Source organism: Paroceanicella profunda (genome assembly GCF_005887635.2).
In the GTDB taxonomy this organism is placed as follows: domain Bacteria; phylum Pseudomonadota; class Alphaproteobacteria; order Rhodobacterales; family Rhodobacteraceae; genus Paroceanicella; species Paroceanicella profunda.
The window spans coordinates 867,760-885,381 of record NZ_CP040818.1 but is presented as its reverse complement, the minus strand read 5'-3'; the positions used below and the strand labels follow the sequence as shown (position 1 = coordinate 885,381).

Here is a 17,622-nt window from a genome sequence, read left to right as displayed (position 1 = left end):
CGGGAGACCCGCATGAAGCTGACCTTTGCCGCCCTTGCCCTGTTTGTGGCCACGCCCGCGCTCGCAGTCGAGAAAACGGAGGTCCTGGAGACCTACGCCGATATCGCCGAGGCCGGGTACGGTGACTCCGTGGCGACGGCGAAGGCGCTTCAGCAGGCGGTGGACGCGCTGATCGCCTCCCCCTCCGAAGACACGCTGGCCGCGGCGCGCGAGGCCTGGCTGGCCGCCCGGGTGCCCTACCAGCAGACCGAGGCCTACCGTTTCGGCAATGCCATCGTCGACGCGTGGGAAGGCAAGGTCAACGCCTGGCCGCTCGACGAGGGCCTGATCGACTATGTCGAGGGCCAGGGCGCGAGCGACGAGAACGCCTATGCCGTGCTGAACGTGATCGCGAACGAGAGCTTCACCCTGTCCGGCGAGACGGTGGATGCCGCCGAGATCACCCCCGCGCTGCTGCAGGACACGCTGCAGGAGGCCGACGAGATCGAGGCCAATGTCGCCACCGGCTACCACGCGGTGGAATTCCTGCTCTGGGGCCAGGACCTGAACGGCACCGAGGCCGGTGCCGGCACCCGCCCCTGGACCGATTACGCCACGGGCGACGCCTGCACGGGCGGCAACTGCGACCGCCGCGCCGAATACCTGAAGGTGGCGACCGACCTGCTGGTCTCCGACCTCGAGTGGATGGCGGCCCAGTGGGGCGAGGGCGGCGAGGCCCGCGAAACCCTGATGGCGGACCCGGACGCCGGCATCCAGGCCATGCTCACCGGCATGGGCAGCCTGTCCTACGGCGAGCTGGCGGGCGAACGCATCCGCCTCGGCCTGATGCTCAACGACCCGGAGGAGGAGCATGATTGCTTCTCCGACAACACCCACAACAGCCATTATTACGACGGTCTGGGCATCCGCAACGTGTACACCGGCAGCTACACGCGGGTGGATGGCACCGAGGTGAGCGGCCCGTCGCTCTCCGAACTGGTGGCCGCGACCGACCCGGAGGCCGATGCCGCGGTGAGCAAGGCGCTGGACGAGACGATGGTGGCGCTCTCCGCCCTCAAGGCCCGGGCCGAGAGTGGCCTCGCCTATGACCAGATGCTGGCGCGCGGCAATGCCGAGGGCGAGGCGCTCATCATGGACGTGGTCGACCATCTCGTCGGCCAGACCCGCGCGATCGAGAAGGCGGTGGCCGTGCTCGGCGCGGACATCGAGATCGAAGGCTCCGACAGCCTCGACAACCCCTCGGCGGTTTTCCAGTAACCCCACCAGACAGTTCCAGGGAGGCCCGGCGTGATCATCTGCTCCTGCGCCGTCATCAGTGACACGGACATCGGAAACGCCATCGACTGGATGCGCGCGTCCGATCCGGAGACCGTGATCACACCGGGCAAGATCTACCGGGCCCTGGGAAAGACCCCGCAGTGCGGAGGGTGCATGGCGCTTTTTGTGGCAAACATGCGCGATAATGATAATATCGGCGTCCCGATCCACCTGCGCAACCTGCGCACGAACAGACAGGGGACGTTCCGTAATGAAGGGCGACCAAAAGGTCATCGAGTATCTGAATCGCGCGCTCAAGAGCGAACTGACCGCGATCAACCAGTACTGGCTGCACTACCGACTTCAGGCTGACTGGGGCTACGGCCGGCTTGCGAAGAAGTCTCGCGCAGAGAGCATCGAGGAGATGCACCACGCGGACAAGCTGATGGATCGCATCATCTTTCTGGAAGGTCATCCGAACCTTCAGACGCTGGATCCGCTGCGAATCGGCCAGACCATCAAGGAGACGCTGGAATGCGATCTCGCTGCCGAGCATGACGCCTGGGCGCTCTACAAGGAAGCCCGCGAATATTGCGTGAAGGTGGGCGATTACGTCTCCAAGGAGCTGTTCGAGGAACTTCTTGCTGACGAGGAAGGTCATATCGATTACCTCGAGACGCAGCTGGATCTCTACGGCCAGATCGGCGAACAGAACTACGGCCAGCTCAACGCCACGCCCGCCGACGAAGCGGACTGACACAGCCGCCGGGGGCGGCCGATCGACATGAAGACACTCCTGACCGGCCTGCTCCTGACTGCCGTCTGCCTGCCCGCGCGTGCGGACCCCTTGCCGGGGGACATCCATCTCGATGTCGTCCCCCGGACGGCGGCGGAAGCCGAGCGCATCGCCGCCGTCACCGCGCCCACCACGGATTTCACGAAGGCCGAGCCCTTCGAGATCAACCAGGGTGGGGCGGCCACCACCGATTTCGCCATCGGCCCGGACGTGTTCTCGCAAAGCTCGGCGAACATGTCCTTCGAGCGGGAGATGGACTTCAAGGTGGGCAACGGGCTGTTCCGCAAGCTCTGGGTGTCCTCGCCCTCCTCGACCACCTCGTCGGACGGGCTGGGGCCGCTCTACAACGCCCGCGGCTGCCAGAACTGCCACCTGAAGGACGGCCGCGGCCGCCGCCCGATCCGCGACGACGAACCCACCGTCTCGCTGTTCCTGCGCCTTTCGGTGCCGTCCACCTCTCCGCTCACCGAGCAGATCCAGGGCTATATCGCCACTGCGCCGGACCCGGTCTACGGCGGCCAGCTGCAGAACTTTTCCGTCGCCGGCGTGCCTGCCGAGGGCCAGATGCAGATGGTCTACGAGGACATCCCCGTCTCCCTGCCCGGCGGTGAGGTGGTGACCCTGCAGAAGCCGACCTATTCCATCTCCGACCTCGCCTACGGGCCGATGGCCGAGGGGGCGATGATATCGCCGCGGCTGACCCTGCAGATGATCGGCCTCGGCCTGCTGGAGGCGATCCCCGAAGCCGACATCCTCGCCCATGCGGACCCGGAGGATGCGGACGGAGACGGGATCTCCGGCCGCCCGAACATCGTCTGGTCCAAGGAATTCGACCGGCCCATGCTGGGCCGCTTCGGCCACAAGGCCGGGGTGCCGACCATCCGCCAGCAATCCGCCGACGCGTTTTCCGGCGACCTGGGCCTGTCCACCCCGATCAACCCTTCCGCCTCCGGCGACTGCACCGTCGCCGAGGAGGCCTGCCGCGCCGCGCCCGACGGCGCCTCGCCGGATTTCGAGGTGGACCAGCAGTCGCTCGACCTGGTGACCTTCTACAGTCGCAACCTCGCGGTGCCGCTGCGTCGGGACGTCGAGGACCCGCAGGTGCTGCACGGCAAGGAGTTGTTCTACGCCACCGGCTGCGCCTCCTGCCACGTGCCGAAATATGTCACCGCCCGGCTGAAGGACCAGCCGGAGCAAAGCTTCCAGCTCATCTGGCCCTACACCGACCTGCTGTTGCACGACATGGGCGAGGGCCTCGCGGACAACCGCCCGGAGGGACGGGCCACGGGCCGTGAATGGCGCACGCCGCCGCTCTGGGGCATCGGGCTGACGAAATGGGTTTCCGTGCGCGATTTCTACCTCCACGATGGCCGTGCGCGCAGCCTCGCCGAGGCCATCCTGTGGCATGGCGGGGAAGCGCAGGCGGCGCGGGATGGCTTCGCCGGCCTCGAGAAACCGGATCGCGACGCGATCCTCGCCTTCCTGGAGTCCCTGTGATGCGCGCGCGCCTCGCCTCTCTCGCCGCCGCCGTGGTGCTGGCGGCAACCGGATCCGCGGGGGCCGACGACGCATCGCGCGCCATCGTCCGACGGGCGCTGGACCAGGTGATCCTGCCCGGGTTCGAAGCCTTCGAGACCCGTGCGGCCGGGCTCGAAGCCGCCTCCCGGGGCTGTGACGAGGACGCGCTGCGCGCCGCCTACCAGGCCACGTTCGATGCCTGGGAAGGCGTGAGCCACCTGCGCTTCGGCCCCACCGAGGAAGACCAGCGTGCCTTCGCCATCGCCTTCTGGCCCGACCGCAAGGGCTTCACCGCCCGCAGCCTGGCCGGGCTTGCGGAGGCGGAGGACCCGGTGGTGGACGACCCGGAGGAGTTCGAGCACGTGTCCATCGCCGCGCGCGGGCTCTTCGCGCTCGACTACCTGCTCTACGACGATACCGGACAGGGCCTGGGCGCCGGCCCCTATCGCTGCCGGCTGCTGCGCGCGGTCTCGGTGGACCTGCACCGGCTGGCGGCGGCGTTGGTCGACCGGTGGGAAGACCCCTGGTCCGGCTGGATGCTCACCGCCGGCGCGGCGGAGAACCTGGCCTATCCCGAGCCGCTCAGCGCGGTTCAGGAGCTCTACAAGGCGCTGCTGGGCGGCGTGCAGTTCACCCGGGACCTGCGACTCGCCAACCCGCTCGGAAGCTTCGACCGGCCCCGCCCGAACCGGGCCGAGGCCTGGCGCTCGGACCGGCCGCTGCGCAACATCGGCCTGTCGCTCGATGCTCTCGAACACATGACCGAGGCCGTCTTCGTCCCCTCCCTGCCCCGGGAGAACGCCGAGGCCGCCCGCACCGCCTTCAGCCGGGTGCGCGACGACCTGGCGCGGATCACCCCGCCGCTGACGGAGGCCGTGTCCCATCCGATGTCGCGCTTTCGTGTCGAGGCGCTGCAGACCGATTACGACCAGCTCTACATCGCGCTTTCCGCCGCCATCGCGCCGGAACTCGGGGTGCGAGAGGGCTTCAACGCGCTGGATGGAGACTGAGATGCAGCTCGGACGTCGCCACTTCCTCGTCGGGGCGGCAGCCCTCTCCCTCAGCGGAACCAGCGGCTGGGCCGCGGCGGCCGGCCCGGCCTATCTCGCGGCCGCGCGCGACCCGGACGGCGGCTACGGGCTCTACGGCCTCACGGATGACGGCGCCGCGCTGTTCCACATTCCGCTTCCCGGGCGCGGCCATGCCGGCGCGGCCCATCCCCACCGGCCCGAAGCGATCGCCTTCGCCCGCAGGCCAGGCACCTTCGCCCTGGTGATCGACTGCGCGGAGGGCCTGTCACGCGCCCGGCTGGAGGCGCCGGAGGGGCGGCATTTCTACGGCCACGGCACGTTCTCGGCCGATGGCGCGCTGCTCTACACCCCCGAGAACGACTTTGAAGCCGGCGAAGGCCGCATCGGCGTCTGGGATGCGTCCCCCTCCGGCGGCTACGCCAGGATCGGGGAGTTCTCCTCCGGAGGCATCGGCCCGCATGACACGATGCTGATGCCCGACGGCTGCCACCTCATCGTCGCGAATGGCGGCATCCAGACCCACCCGGACAGCGGCCGCGCCAAGCTGAACCTGCCCACCATGCGCTCTACCCTCGCGCTGGTCTCCCTCCGGGACGGGCAGATGGTGCAGGAGTGGGCCCTGCCCGAAACCCTGCACCTCAATTCCATGCGCCATCTCGCGATGACCCGGGATGGCCGGGTGGCAGCGGCGATGCAGTGGCAGGGCGCGGTGACCGACGTGCCACCGTTGCTGGCCCTGCTCGACACCGGTGCGCAGCATCTGCGCCTGCTCGCCGCACCGGAGCCGGTGCAGCGGCAGATGCAGGGCTACGCCGGCAGCGTGGCGTTCGACGCTGGCGGCACTTCGGTGGCCATCACATCGCCACGTGGCGGCCAGCTCATCGCCTTCGATGCGGCCTCCGGCGAGGTGATCGGGCTGCACCGGCAGCCGGACATCTGCGGCCTCGCCACATCTCCCTCCGGCTTCATCGTCAGCGACGGGCAAGGTGGCACCTGCCTGCTCGATGGCGAGGCCCGCGCGCACGGCCAACGCCGCCATAATGCGCAATGGGACAATCACGTGGTGCGTCTCGTCTGACGCCCGTCACCCCCTTTCGATCGACCCGAGCACCGGCGAGTTTGCCGGCAGGCGGATCGCGATACGGACACCCTTGCCGCCCGGAGCATCCTCGATCCCGGCTTCGCCGCCCCAGTGCCGCGCAATGCGCCGCACGATGGCGAGGCCCATGCCGCTGCCCTCCACCTCGTCGCGAGGGCGCAGGGCGGTTCCGGGGCGGAAAACCCGTTCGCGATACTGCTCCGGGATGCCCTGACCGTCATCCGTGACACTGATCCGCAGGCCGCCGCCCGGCGGTGTGGCAACCTCGAGGTCGACCCGTGGCGCGGGTCGGGCGCTGTGCCGCGCGGCGTTCAGCAGGAGCTGCTCCAGAAGCGTCTCCATGTCACTGCGGCGGAGGGTGAGAGCGGGAAGGCCGCTCGCGACCCGGACGTGCAGATCCGCCGGCATACCGGGCCGCGCGGCCACGCGGGCAATGAGCCCGGCGGGTTCCACGGTATCGTCCGGCCGGTCTCCGTGACCGACCCGCGCGTAGGTCGACAGGGCCTCCAGCAGCGCCGACATGCGGTTGGCCTGCGTCAGCAGCATCTCCACATCTTCCGCGATCGGGGCATAATCCTGCTTCGCCGCCTCAAGATCGTCCCGGATCCAGGAGGGGATGGTCAGGCAGGCGCGCAGGGGCGCGCGCAAGTCATGCACGGCGATCTGGATGAATTCCTCCAGCTCCTTGCGGCAGGCCGCGCGCTCGGCCGAGATCGCGCGCGCGATGGCGGCGGCTTCCGGCGGCTCGCCGGCCTCCGGCGTCCAGGGGTGCAACCGGAACATCGGCGTGTCCGGGAAGGCGCGGCGCAGGTGCTCCGCCACACCGCGGTCTCCCCCCCCGGGCGGCAAGAGCAGGCAGTCCGGCCGCGACCCCGCAGCCATCTGCTGCGCGGTGGCCGTGTCCCCGGCCATGCGCAGCTCTGCGGGCATCAGTGCGATGCCGGGATGCATCTCCTCCCCCGGGCCGTCGAGCGTATCGACGAGCAACAGGGACGGCCTGACCCTCGGCCCCGGCTGCGCGCTCACCGCGCGGTCTGTCTCCGATGGAGTGTCGTGCGCCGCAACCTGCGGAGCGCCGGATTCCGGCGCCGGATTCCCCCCGCCGTCGGGGCCCGGCAAACCCGTGAAGCCGTCGCTCATACCGTGTCTCCCCTTTCAAGCTTCGGGAGGAGAGTGCGCGATGAGTGTTTCCAAAGCGTTGACGGCCGGAGTGCCCGAATGACGACGTGATTTGCAGAGAATTGGAGAGGTTTACGCGGTCTTCACCTGTACCGGCTCAGGATGTCCGATAACGCCCTGCTCCTGTGGTGTGGCCGACTGTCCGGGCAGTCCGGGCAGGCCCGGTGCCACCATAACCGGAGGAAACGACGATGTTGCATTCCGATCTCGACAGCGCCCTCGCGGCTGCAAAGGAACGTGCCGAGAAGCGGCCCTCCCGCAGGCGGTGCCTGCTGGTGGAGGACAGTCGCTTTGACCGCAGGCGGGTTCAGGCACTGGCGCAGTCCGCCCAGCTCGACCTGGAAATCGTCGAGGCGTCGTCGCTGCGCGAAGCCCGCAGCCACATGTCGCGCGACGAGTTCGACCTCGTGTTGCTGGACAATTTCCTTCCCGACGGGGAGGGTCTCGTGGCGATCGAGACCTTCCGGGCCGGGGAAGAGGGTCCGGTTCCCGTCATCCTGCTCTCGGGCCAGAGCAACTCGGGCATGCAGCAGCGCGCGATGGACGCGGGATGCTCGGAATATCTCCAGAAGGACGGGCTCAGCGGCACTGTCTTCCGCGAGGCCGTGGAGCGGGCCCTCGCCCGCGCGCTGGAGCCCGTGCGCACAGAACAGCCGGACCAGTCGGTGAAGCTGCGCGAGGTGCTGGAAACCTTTGCCTATGAATGTGTGGGGGAGCTGCGGGTGCCCCTGTCGCGCATGCTGCGGCATATTTCGCTTGCAAGCGAACGCCATCCGAATGCCTCGGCAGATTTCGATCTCCTGTCGGAAAACTGCCGCGAGCTGTTTGCCTATCTCGACGAGATCCGCAGCGTTGCGGAACAGGATGGGATGGCGGCGCAACCGAGGAGATAGTCCGGTCGTGGAGGCGCAGCACCGGCCGCGGCTCTGCATGACCAGTTGCGGTGATGAGGTGCCGGGCCTGATCATCGTGGATCGGCCCGCAGCCGTGCGCGGGTCAGTCCGCAGAGTGTGGTGATCCGGGCACCTGCGCGAAGGTAATCGTGTCAGACGGCAGTTCCGCCGCTGCGGCCGATCCGGTCGAGGCCGTGTCGATCCGGGCGACGACGGACATGCCGGGAACGAGGCGCCTGGCCAGCGTCTGACCGCTGTCGATGACAATGCGCACTGGCAGGCGTTGGGCGATCTTGGTGAAGTTTCCGGTCGCATTGTCGGACTTCAGAACGCTGAACTCGGAGCCGGTGGCGGGCGCGAATCGCTCGATCTTGCCATGCAATTCCGCATCTCCCAGCGCGTCGACGGTGAAGGTGACGGGCTGCCCCACGCTCATCCCGGCCAGTTGGGTCTCCTTGAAGGCGGCGACCACCCAGACATCGTCCGGCACCAGCGACCCGATCTGCGAACCGGCCGAGACATACTGCCCGACCCGGGCGCTCACCTCGCCCAGCGTTCCGTCACGCGGCGCGGTGATCCGGGTGTTCTGCAGGTCGATCTCGGCGAGGCTCACTGTGGCCCGCGCGCCGTCGACCGCTGCCTGCAGAGACTGCTTGTTCACTGCAATCGCGGCGAGATCCTGCTGTGCCACCTCGAGGGCCGCCTCGGCCTGGTGTTCCGTCGACCGCGCCTGGACGAAGGCCGTCCGGCTGTCATCGGCGGTGGATTTGGTCACCACGCCCTTGTCCAGCAGGGCCTGGAAGCGCTTCCAGGCCGCGTCGGCAGTGTCGAGATCCTGCTTCGCGCTCTCGAGCTGAGCCCTGGCCGAATCCACCTGCGCCTGCGCCGACAACCGTGACTGCTCGGAATTGGCCAGGGCAGCCTCCTGCGCCTCCAGCGACGCCTTCGCCTGCGCAACCTTCTGCTGGAAGATGCGATCGTCGATTCTGGCGATCAGGTCACCCTGCTTCACCTGCTGGTAATCCTGTACAGGTACTTCGGAGATGTATCCGGCCAGCTGAGGGCTGATGAACGTCACCTTTCCGCGGACATAGGCGTCATCCGTCCGCTCGACGGAGCTGGAAAAGGGCGGCAGGTCGAAGGCGAACAGGATGAGGGCCACACCGGCGATACCGATGAGGCTGGCAATGTAGGTGGCAGTGGAGCGAAGGAACTTTGACATGATGCTCACATCCCGAAATCAGGCCGGAACCGCGGCCGCGGCGCTGCGGCGCTGAACGAAGAGCCAGGCTTCGTGCAGCAGCAGACAGGCCAGCGCGGCAGCCGCGAGACAGGCAGTGGCGAGGAAGGCATCCCCGTAGGCGAGGGCATAGGCCTGCCGGGATGTCGCTTGTGAAAGGAGGGACACGCCTTCCGCCGAGCGGAGGACGGGATCGGAAATCGCGGCGCGCAGGCTGCCGGCGTATTGCTGCAGCCGCTGTGCCACCAGGGGATCTGCCGAGGTCAGGTGCTGGACCAGCGCGTGAGAGTGGTATTGCTCGCGCAGCGTCACGAAGCTTCCGAACAGGGCCGAGCCGAGCAGGGCGCCCACTTTCTGTGTGGTGAGGAACACGATGATGAAGCTCAGGAGGTAGTTCGGACCGCGCTTGAAGGCCGCGATCAGCCCCACGGACATCGCCGGTGGCAGGTAGAGGCCGCTGGAGAACCCGATCAGCAGCTGGCTGAGATACATCTGCTCCGGCCGGGTCTGGATCGTCGCGGTGCTGTCGAGCCAGGAGCCCACGGCCAGCAGTACCAGGGCCAGGGCGTGGATGAGGGAGCGTCGCTCGGGCTTGAGGATGAGGGCAGAGAGCGCCCCGGCCAGCACCATGGAGCCCAGGACCACCCAGTAGAAGCCGGCCATCTGCTCATTCTGCAGGCCCATGGCCCGGAAGAAAGCCACGGCGCCGCTGGATTGTTCCGAGAGCATGAGACGGAAGAGCAGCAGCACCCCGGCGAAGTGCAGCATCTCGCCGGAAGCGAGCCAGCGGATGTCCAGCAGCGGGTTCTCCCGGTTCAGCTCGATCAGGGCGCAGACCATGCCGGCCAGAACCCCGAGCGCGAGGAGCCAGCCCAGCCATGGTGCCGCGGCCCACCAGTAGAGCCTGCCCAGCGTGAAGACGATGGCGCAGGCGCCAAGCGACACGGCGACGAAGCCATAGCTCACGAAGTCGAGCCAGCTCAGCACCTTGGCCCGCGGCGGCGAGGCCAGCGGCAGCAGGTAGATCACCCCGGCGGAGACCATGGCGAGGCCCAGTTCGAGCCTGTAGAGCCCTTCGACGCCGGCATTGTCCAGCAGGGCGGGCGAAATCAGCCCGGCCACCGGGGTGGAGCAGAACAGCGCGGTGAGCGCGAAGGACAGCCCCACGGTGAGCTTGCGCGGCGGCGACAGCGGTTCGAGCATGTAGAGGAAGGCGAGCGAGGCCAGTGGCGCCGCCGCAACCCCGGCACAGAAGCGCAGCACCAGCGCGGATTCGAAGCTGTCGGCCCAGAGGTGGCCGATGCTCACACAGACGTAGACCGCGATGGCGACCTCGGCGAAGTTGCGGATGCCGTACTGGGCGCGCAGCTTGAAGAGCAGCAGCGTGAGGCTGACGTTCGGCGCCAGATAGGCCGCCATCAGCCATGTTGCCTCCTGCGTGGTGCTGCCGAGCGGCCCGGCAATCTGCTGGATGTTGGTGGAGAGCAGGCTCTGGCCCAGCCCCTGCGTGAGCGCGATCACCACGGCGCCCAGCATGTATCCGGCCGCGAGCAGGGGCGGTTTCGTGAGGCCCGGTGCCGGGGTGGCGGGCGCTTCCGCACGGCTGTTGTCCTGCGTGGCATCCCTGCGCGGGGCGGCGTCATCGACAGGGCGGGGCGCGACCGAGGTGTCAGGCATCGCCGTCCTCCTGGGAGTGCGCGTCGATGCGGGCCGAAACGGCCTCCATCAGCCGGACGGCGTCGCACAGGGCGTCGGTGTCCAGGGTGGAGAAATAGTCGTGCCGAAGCTCCGCGCCGAGGCCCTTCACCAGTTCGGCCTGGGTGCGACCGTGCGCGGTGAGGATGATCAGCTTGGCGCGGCGGTCCTTCGGGTCCGCCTCGCGGCGGATCAGGTCGAGAGCCTCCATCCGGTCGAGCAGACGCACCAGGGTGGGCTTTTCCAGTTCCAGCTCGAAGGCCAGTTCGCTCTGGGTCATGCCCGCGCGGTCGGCGAGGCGCAGCAGCGCCCTGGCCCGCGGATAGGTGAGGCCATGTGCGACCACCCGCGCATTGAACTGCGTGCGCAGCTTCCGGCTCAGCCGGGTGAGGGCCTCGAGGAAGGCCGATGAAATCTCGGTGCGCTGCGTGTCCATGATGCGGGGTCCGGTGCGATCGATTTAAGGTAGTGTGCTAACTATGTTCGCACCAATAAATAGGGCGATGTGCCGGGGCGCGCAAGGGGCAGCCTTGCTGACCGATCGCATGCCGGGCATGCGCCGGCCGGGGGGCTGGCGTGGAGGCTTGCACCGGCGGGCGGATTGGGGTCCTCTGGCGCCGCGCCCGGAACACGGTCGCATCGCAGACGGGAGGCCCGCATGGCTGACATCTTGGTTCTCGGCGCCGGCATGGCCGGGCTTGGCGCGGCCTTGCAATTGCAGCGCCGCGGGCGGGACGTGGCGTTGGTCGACCGGCGGCCGCCCGGCCGCGAAACCAGCTACGGCAATGCCGGGATCATCCAGGCCGAGGCGATGGAACCCTATGCCATGCCGCGCGGCATGGCGGCCCTGCTGCGAATCGCCCGGGGGCGGGACAACAGCGTGCATTTCCATGCCGGTGCGCTGCCCGGGCATTTCGGGCCGCTGATGCGCTACTGGTGGCATTCGGGCCCGTCGCGCCATGCCCGGGCCACACAGGCTTATTCCGGCCTCATCGCGCGCGCCACGCAGGAGCACGAGTCGCTGATCGAGGAGGCCGGCGCGGCGGCGCTGGTCCGGCGCGAGGGGTTCCGTGAGCTTTACCGCGACGAGTCGGCCTTCACGGCGGCGGCCGGGCTGGCCGAAGGGCTGGCGGCGCGGTTCGGCCTGAAGGTGTCAGTGCTCGACGCGGAGACGCTGCGGGCCGCGGAGCCGGCGCTGCGCAACGGCGGGGTCGGGGCCGTGCACTGGCGCGACCCGTGGACCGTGTCGGACCCGGGCGGCCTGGTGACGGCCTATGCGGAGCTGTTCGCCGCGCGTGGCGGGCAGTTCAGCGAGGGCGATGCGGCAACCCTTGCGCCCCGGCCGGGCGGCGGCTGGCGGGTGGAGACCATCGACGGCCCGCTGGAGGCGGAAGCCGCCGTGGTCGCGCTCGGCCCCTGGTCGCCCGCCTTGCTGGGCCCGATGGGCTACAAGGTGCCGATGCTGCGCAAGCGCGGCTATCACATGCATTACCGCGCTCCGATCCGGCTGAACCTGCCGCTGCTCGACGCCGCGAACGGCTATGTGATGGCGCCGATGGCCAAGGGGCTGCGCATCACCACCGGTGCCGAGCTGGCCGGGGCGGAGGCCTCCTCCAGCCCGGTGCAGCTGCGCCGGGCGGAGCGGCTGGCGGGCGAGTTGCTGACCCTCGGCGCCCCGGTGGAGAATGCCGCCTGGATGGGCACCCGGCCCTGCATGCCGGACATGCTGCCCGTGGTCGGGCCGGCGCCGCGCCACCGCAACCTGTGGTTCCATTTCGGGCACGGCCACCAGGGTTTCACCCTGGGCCCCACCACCGGGCGGCTGCTGGCGGAGATGGTCGCGGGGGAGACCCCGTTCACCGACCCCGGCCCCTTCTCCCCGTCCCGGCTGGACTGAGCGGCGCGGGCGGTCAGCGCGGCCTGCGGTCGTGCAGGAACAGGTCCCAGAAGGCGAGGGCGAGGGTGAGCGCCAGCACCAGCCCCAGGTCCCATTGCGGCACGAACCAGAACAGGATGCCCAGGAAGCCGAGGAACACCGCGAAGGCGAAGGCGGACATGAGGCGGTCGGTCATCAGGCGGTCTCCCCGGAGAGGACGAAGGTTTCCAGCCAGCGGGCGCTGCGCAGCAGGCGCGCATCCTCGCCGCGCCGGCCCACGAGTTGCACGCCCAGCGGCAGGCCCTCGGGCGTCTCCAGCAGCGGCAGGCTGATGGCGGGCAGGCCGCACAGGGTCCAGATGGCGTTGAAGCTGGCCGAGCCGGTGCTGTTCAGCCCCTCCGGCGCGGGGCCGGGGGCGGCGGGCAGCAAGAGGGCGTCGCAGCGCTCGAACAGCTTCTCCAGCCCGGCGTTCAGCACCTGCGGCCAGTCCAGCGCGGCGAGATAGTCCCGCGCCGGCATGGCGGCGCCGGCGGCCAGTGCCTCGCGCATCTGCAGCGAGAGGATGGCCCCGCCGCGCTGCTCATAGCGGTGGTAGCACTTCGCCATCTCGGCGAGGTTGATGCGCTCGCGCGCGGCGATGCCCGCGGAGAATTCGTCCGGCAGGTCCACGTCGAAGGCCTGGTCTCCCAGCGCGGTGGCCAGTTCGGAAATGGCCGCGCGCATCTCCGGGTCCGCCCCGGCGATGAGCGGCGCGCCGATGCAGGCGAACACCGGCGCCAGCGGCGGCTGGCTCAGCGCGCCCTCCAGCAGGCGCGGCCCCGGGGCGGGGGCGGTGGCCGGGTCCTCCGGGTCATGGCCGAACAGCGCCTCGGCGATCAGCGCGGCCTCCGCGGTGCTCCGCGCGAAAACCCCCATGGTGTCGAGGCTGGGCGCCTGGGCCAGCACGCCGGTGCGCGGGATGGCGCCGAAGCTGGGCTTGAAGCCGGTCACCCCGCAGTAGGAGGCCGGGCGCAGCACCGAACCGGCCGTCTGGGTTCCCAGCGCCAGCGGCACCATGCCGGCGGCCACCGCCGCGGCGGAACCGGAGGAGGAGCCGCCGGGGGTGCGCCCCGGGGCGGCGGGGTTGCGTGTCTCGCCGGGGTGGCGGAAGGCGAGCTCGGCCGTCACCGTCTTGCCCAGGATCACCGCGCCGGCGGCCTTCAGCCGCGCCACCACGAAGGCGTCCCGCGCGGGCATGCGCCCGGCGTCCAGCGCCGTGCCGTTCGCGGTTTCCATCCCTGCGGTGTCGATCACGTCCTTCACCGCCACGGGCAGGCCGTGCAGCGGGCCGATGGGAAGGCCGGCGCGGCGGCGGCGGTCCAGCGCCTCGGCCTGGGCCAGGGCATGGGCGGGGTCGTGCCGGGCGAAGGCGCGCAGCGCCCCGTCGTGCTCCGCGATCTGCGCGAGGCAGGCGCGGGTGAGGGCCACGGCGTCCAGCGCGCCGGAGGCCAGCCGCGCCCGCAGGGTGAGGGCGTCGAGCGCCAGCAGCGGTGTCAGGTCACCGTCCATAGAACACCTCCGGCAGGTGGAACACGATCTGCGGGAAGATGTAGACCACGGCCATGGCCAGGAACACCATCAGCAGGAAGGGCATCACGCCCTTGAAGATCTGCGTGAGCTGGACTTCCGGCGGCGCGATGCCCTTGAGGTAATAGGCTGACATGGCCATGGGCGGGGTGAGGAAGGAGGTCTGCAGGTTCAGCGCCACCAGGATGCCGAAGAACAGCGGGTCGATGTCGAACAGCGGCAGCAGCGGCAGGAAGATCGGCACGAAGATGATGATGATCTCCGACCATTCCAGCGGCCAGCCCAGCAGGAAGATGATGAGCTGCGCCATCAGCAGGAACTGCAGCGGCGTGAGGTCCAGCCCGGCCACGAATTCCGAGATCACCTGCTCGCCGCCGAGGTAGGAGAAGACGGAGGAGAAGGTGTAGGAGCCCACGAACAGCCAGCACACCATCGCCGTGGTGCGCACCGTGAGGTAGACGCTCTCGCGCAGGCGCTGGAAGGTCATCGCCCGGTAGAGCACCGCCAGAACCATGCCGCCGAGCGCGCCGATCGCCGCCGCCTCCGTGGGCGTGGCGAGGCCGAAGAGGATGGAGCCCAGCACCGCGAGGATCAGCACCGCCAGCGGGAAGAAGGAGGTGGCCAGCATGAACACGAGCTTGCCGAGGGCCACGTCCGGCACCTCCTCCTTCGTGGGGCGCGGCGCCACCGAGGGTTGCAGGATCGACCGGCCCACCACGTAGGTGAGGTAGAGCCCGACCAGCACCAGCCCCGGCAGCAGCGCCCCCGCATAGAGCCGCACGATGGAGACACCGGAGGCCGCGGCGTAGACGATGAGCATGATCGAGGGCGGGATGAGGATGCCCAGCGTGCCGCCCGCACAGATGATGCCGGAGGCGAAGGCGGGGTCGTAGCGCGCCTTCAGCATGGCCGGCAGCGCCAGCAGCCCCATGAGCGTGACCACGGCGCCCACGATGCCGGTGGCCGTGGCGAAGAGCGCACAGGTGATCAGCGCCGCCACGCCCATCGAGCCCGGCGCGTTCTTCGCCGCGATGTTGAGCGTGGTGAACAGCCGGTCCACGATGTTCGCGCGCTCCACGATGTAGCCCATGAACAGGAACAGCGGCACGGCCGTCAGCACCTCGTTCGACATCACCGTGTAGGTCTGGTTGATGAACAGATCGAAGATGCGGTTGTTGTAGAACCCCTCCAGCCATAAGGACCACTGGTCCCAGGTGCCGGCATCATCGGTGAGCCGGTTGAAGCTGCGCCACATGCGCCCGGCATCGTAATAGGCGTAGTAGCCGAAGCCGATCCCCATCGCCATCAGTGTGAAGGCAATGGGAAAGCCCAGGAATACCAGCAGGATGAACAGGCCCAGCATCATCAGGGCGATTTCGGGGTTGGTCACGTCGGTGCTCCGTTCGGGGCGGTGTCTCGGGGAATGGCGGTCAGGCGGCGTCGCCCTGGTGGAGGAGCAGCTCCTCGGTCTCCTTCACGTCCTCCTCGGCGTGCAGCCAGGCGCCGGTGCGCATCGCCAGCAGGCAGCGGCACACCTGGGCGATGCCCTGGATGAACAGGAGCAGGCCCGCCGCCACCATCACCGTCTTGAACTGGAAGATCGGGATGCCGGCCGGGCTGTTCACGCTCACCTCGGTGTAGCCCCAGGAGCGGGAGGAATATTTCCACCCCGAGAGGATCAGCGCCGTGACGCCGGGGAAGAAGAAGATCAGGTAGAGCACCAGGTCCACCGCGCCCTGCACCCGCACCGGCCAGAGCCGGTACACGAAGTCTCCGCGCACATGGCCGCCGCGCGACAGGGTGTAGGCGCCGCCCATCATGAACAGCGTGCCGTACATGATGAAGGACACGTCCAGCGCCCAGGTGGTGGGGGCGTTGAAGATGTAGCGCACCACCACCTCGTAGCTCACCCCGACGGTCATCAGGATGATCAGCCAGGCGAAGGTGCGGCCGAACCAGGCCGACAGCCGGTCGGCAAAACGAATGAAACCCACCATGCGTGAAGCCCTCCCTCCCATGCGTGGAACGCGCCGAAACCCGGGGCGCTTCGGTCCGGCGGCCGGGGGCAAGCAGGCCCCGGCCGCCGGAAATCTGCCCCTCTCCGGCCCCATGGGGCCGGAGGGCTCACATCGCGAGCTTGCCGGGGAAGTGATGGTTGTAGGCGAGCGCGTAATCGGGCGCGTTCATCAGCTCGTAATAGGTCACCCGCTCCACCCATTCGCGCTGGCTGTCGAGCACCTTCTTCATGAACGCGTCCTCCTCGAGCTGGGTGATCAGCCCGTCCCAGGCGGTGATCTGGGCGTCGAGGATGTCCTTGGAGGTGCGGTGCACGGTTACGCCGTTGTCCTCCTGCAGCTTGCGCAGGTCGGCGGAGTAATTGTCCATCGCGATGGCGGTGTTGGCGGTGGAGGCCGCCTCGACGCCGTATCTCAGGATGGCCTGCAGGTCCGGTTCGAGATCCTCGAAGAAGTCGCGGTTGAAGATGAACTCGAAGCTCTCCGAGGCCTGGTGGTAGGAGGAGAGGTAGTAGTTCTTTGCCACGTCCTGCGCGCCGAAGCGCATGTCCGAGGAGGGGTTGTTGAACTCGAAGGCGTCGATCACGCCGCGCTCCATCGCCGGCACGATCTCGCCGCCGGGAAGCTGGGCCACCGACATGCCCATGCTCTGCATGAGGTCGGCGGCGAGGCCCACGGTACGGTATTTCAGCCCCTTGATGTCATCGACGGTGTTCACCTCGCTCTTGAACCAGCCCAGCGGCTGGGCGAACATCGGGAAGCCGAGGAAGCCGATCACGTTGAGCCCCAGGATGTCCTGGGTGAGCTCGCGGTAATATTCCGCCCCGCCGCCCGCGTTGAACCAGGCCAGCATGGTGGTGGCCGAGCCGCCGAACACCGGCCCGGTGCCGAAGAGCGACGCCGCCTTGTGCTTGCCATACCAGTACACCGGCACGGAATGCGCCGCGTCGATCACCCCGTCGTTGCAGGCGTCGAGCACCTGGAAGGCGGCGACCACGGCGCCCGCGGGCAGCAGGTCCACCTTCAGCCGACCGCCGGACATGGCCTCCACGCGCTCGGTGTATTGCCGGGCGAAATCCATCCAGATGTCCGAGGCGGGCCAGGACGTCTGCATCTTCACCACCAGGGGTGCCTGGGCGAGCACGGCAGGTGCCGCAAGCGCTCCGGTGGCTGCGATACCCCCGGCTGCCGCACCTCTGCGCAGAAAGGACCTGCGCGAGACGGATGTCTCGTGTTTGTTCATGTTTTCCTCCCATATTGGCTCAGGCATCTACGCACCCGGAGCGATGTATCCCAGTATCAGGCAAGGATTTCATTCCGGCAAGCCGGTTTCTGCCTGAAAGCGCCTGCGCGTTATGGTCATAAAGTCTTACGTGTTCTTGGCGCGTGGCGGCGGATATACGGTTTTACATCCCCGGCGGTTCGCAGGCTCCCTGATCCGCGGAGACGCGCGCCGG

At 68.7% G+C, this 17,622-nt stretch carries 16 protein-coding genes; 7 read left to right on the top strand and 9 right to left on the bottom strand.

All coding sequences use genetic code 11. The annotated features are described in order from the left end of the window. The first annotated feature begins 12 nt into the window (after positions 1–12). From FDP22_RS04020 to FDP22_RS03995, 5 genes are all read left to right on the top strand, one after another. On the top strand, positions 13–1,257 hold the full coding sequence (locus FDP22_RS04020) for an imelysin family protein (RefSeq protein ID WP_138578479.1): 1,245 nt from the start codon (positions 13–15) through the stop codon (positions 1,255–1,257). Between the two features lie 271 nt (positions 1,258–1,528). Continuing rightward, a complete protein-coding gene (bfr, locus tag FDP22_RS04010) occupies positions 1,529–2,014 on the top strand; it encodes a bacterioferritin (RefSeq protein ID WP_138578475.1) in 486 nt (161 codons plus the stop codon). A gap of 27 nt (positions 2,015–2,041) precedes the next feature. Continuing rightward, positions 2,042–3,550 (top strand): di-heme oxidoreductase family protein, encoded by a 1,509-nt coding sequence (locus tag FDP22_RS04005; RefSeq protein WP_138578473.1) that lies wholly within the window; start codon positions 2,042–2,044, stop codon positions 3,548–3,550. Further along, complete coding sequence (locus tag FDP22_RS04000; protein WP_138578471.1) at positions 3,550–4,581, top strand: imelysin family protein; 1,032 nt, start codon at positions 3,550–3,552, stop codon at positions 4,579–4,581. Before FDP22_RS04005 ends, FDP22_RS04000 begins: the two co-directional genes overlap by 1 nt. Position 4,582: 1 nt before the next feature. Continuing rightward, entirely contained in the window at positions 4,583–5,680 is a 1,098-nt protein-coding gene (locus tag FDP22_RS03995; RefSeq protein WP_138578469.1) for a DUF1513 domain-containing protein, read from the top strand. A 6-nt stretch (positions 5,681–5,686) separates the two neighbouring features. On the opposite strand, the gene FDP22_RS03990 is transcribed toward FDP22_RS03995, so the two are convergent. After that, complete coding sequence (locus FDP22_RS03990) at positions 5,687–6,688, bottom strand: sensor histidine kinase (RefSeq protein ID WP_170317587.1); 1,002 nt, start codon at positions 6,686–6,688, stop codon at positions 5,687–5,689. 383 nt (positions 6,689–7,071) lie between these two features. Between FDP22_RS03990 and FDP22_RS03985 the strand changes: the two genes are divergently transcribed. Beyond that, a complete protein-coding gene (locus FDP22_RS03985) occupies positions 7,072–7,773 on the top strand; it encodes a response regulator (RefSeq protein WP_138578465.1) in 702 nt (233 codons plus the stop codon). 103 nt (positions 7,774–7,876) lie between these two features. Here the strand turns inward: FDP22_RS03985 and FDP22_RS03980 are convergent, their stop codons facing one another. The 3 genes from FDP22_RS03980 to FDP22_RS03970 are packed head-to-tail and all read right to left on the bottom strand — an operon-like array spanning position 7,877 to position 11,144. Beyond that, positions 7,877–8,995, bottom strand: a complete 1,119-nt coding sequence (locus tag FDP22_RS03980; protein WP_138578463.1) for an HlyD family secretion protein — start codon at positions 8,993–8,995, stop codon at positions 7,877–7,879. 18 nt (positions 8,996–9,013) lie between these two features. Beyond that, a complete protein-coding gene (locus FDP22_RS03975; protein WP_138578461.1) occupies positions 9,014–10,690 on the bottom strand; it encodes an MFS transporter in 1,677 nt (558 codons plus the stop codon). Continuing rightward, a complete protein-coding gene (locus FDP22_RS03970; RefSeq protein WP_138578459.1) occupies positions 10,683–11,144 on the bottom strand; it encodes a MarR family winged helix-turn-helix transcriptional regulator in 462 nt (153 codons plus the stop codon). The genes FDP22_RS03975 and FDP22_RS03970 overlap by 8 nt, the downstream gene beginning before the upstream one ends. A gap of 222 nt (positions 11,145–11,366) precedes the next feature. Between FDP22_RS03970 and FDP22_RS03965 the strand changes: the two genes are divergently transcribed. Then, positions 11,367–12,605 (top strand): NAD(P)/FAD-dependent oxidoreductase, encoded by a 1,239-nt coding sequence (locus tag FDP22_RS03965; protein WP_138578457.1) that lies wholly within the window; start codon positions 11,367–11,369, stop codon positions 12,603–12,605. Between the two features lie 13 nt (positions 12,606–12,618). Here FDP22_RS03965 and FDP22_RS24420 read toward each other — a convergent pair whose 3' ends face one another. The 5 genes from FDP22_RS24420 to FDP22_RS03945 all read right to left on the bottom strand — a co-directional run bounded on the left by FDP22_RS24420 (position 12,619) and on the right by FDP22_RS03945 (position 17,408). Further along, the gene (locus FDP22_RS24420) at positions 12,619–12,780 is read right to left on the bottom strand and encodes a hypothetical protein (protein ID WP_170317586.1); all 162 of its coding nucleotides are present in this window, start codon (positions 12,778–12,780) and stop codon (positions 12,619–12,621) included. Further along, positions 12,780–14,132, bottom strand: a complete 1,353-nt coding sequence (locus tag FDP22_RS03960; RefSeq protein WP_138578455.1) for an amidase — start codon at positions 14,130–14,132, stop codon at positions 12,780–12,782. Before FDP22_RS03960 ends, FDP22_RS24420 begins: the two co-directional genes overlap by 1 nt. Further along, positions 14,122–15,540, bottom strand: a complete 1,419-nt coding sequence (locus FDP22_RS03955; RefSeq protein WP_138578453.1) for a TRAP transporter large permease — start codon at positions 15,538–15,540, stop codon at positions 14,122–14,124. The genes FDP22_RS03960 and FDP22_RS03955 overlap by 11 nt, the downstream gene beginning before the upstream one ends. 40 nt (positions 15,541–15,580) lie before the next feature. Next, positions 15,581–16,147 (bottom strand): TRAP transporter small permease subunit, encoded by a 567-nt coding sequence (locus tag FDP22_RS03950; RefSeq protein WP_138578451.1) that lies wholly within the window; start codon positions 16,145–16,147, stop codon positions 15,581–15,583. A 127-nt stretch (positions 16,148–16,274) separates the two neighbouring features. Then, positions 16,275–17,408: a TRAP transporter substrate-binding protein gene (locus tag FDP22_RS03945; protein ID WP_138578449.1), complete on the bottom strand. Its 1,134-nt coding sequence runs from the start codon at positions 17,406–17,408 to the stop codon at positions 16,275–16,277. Between the last annotated feature and the right edge of the window lie 214 nt (positions 17,409–17,622).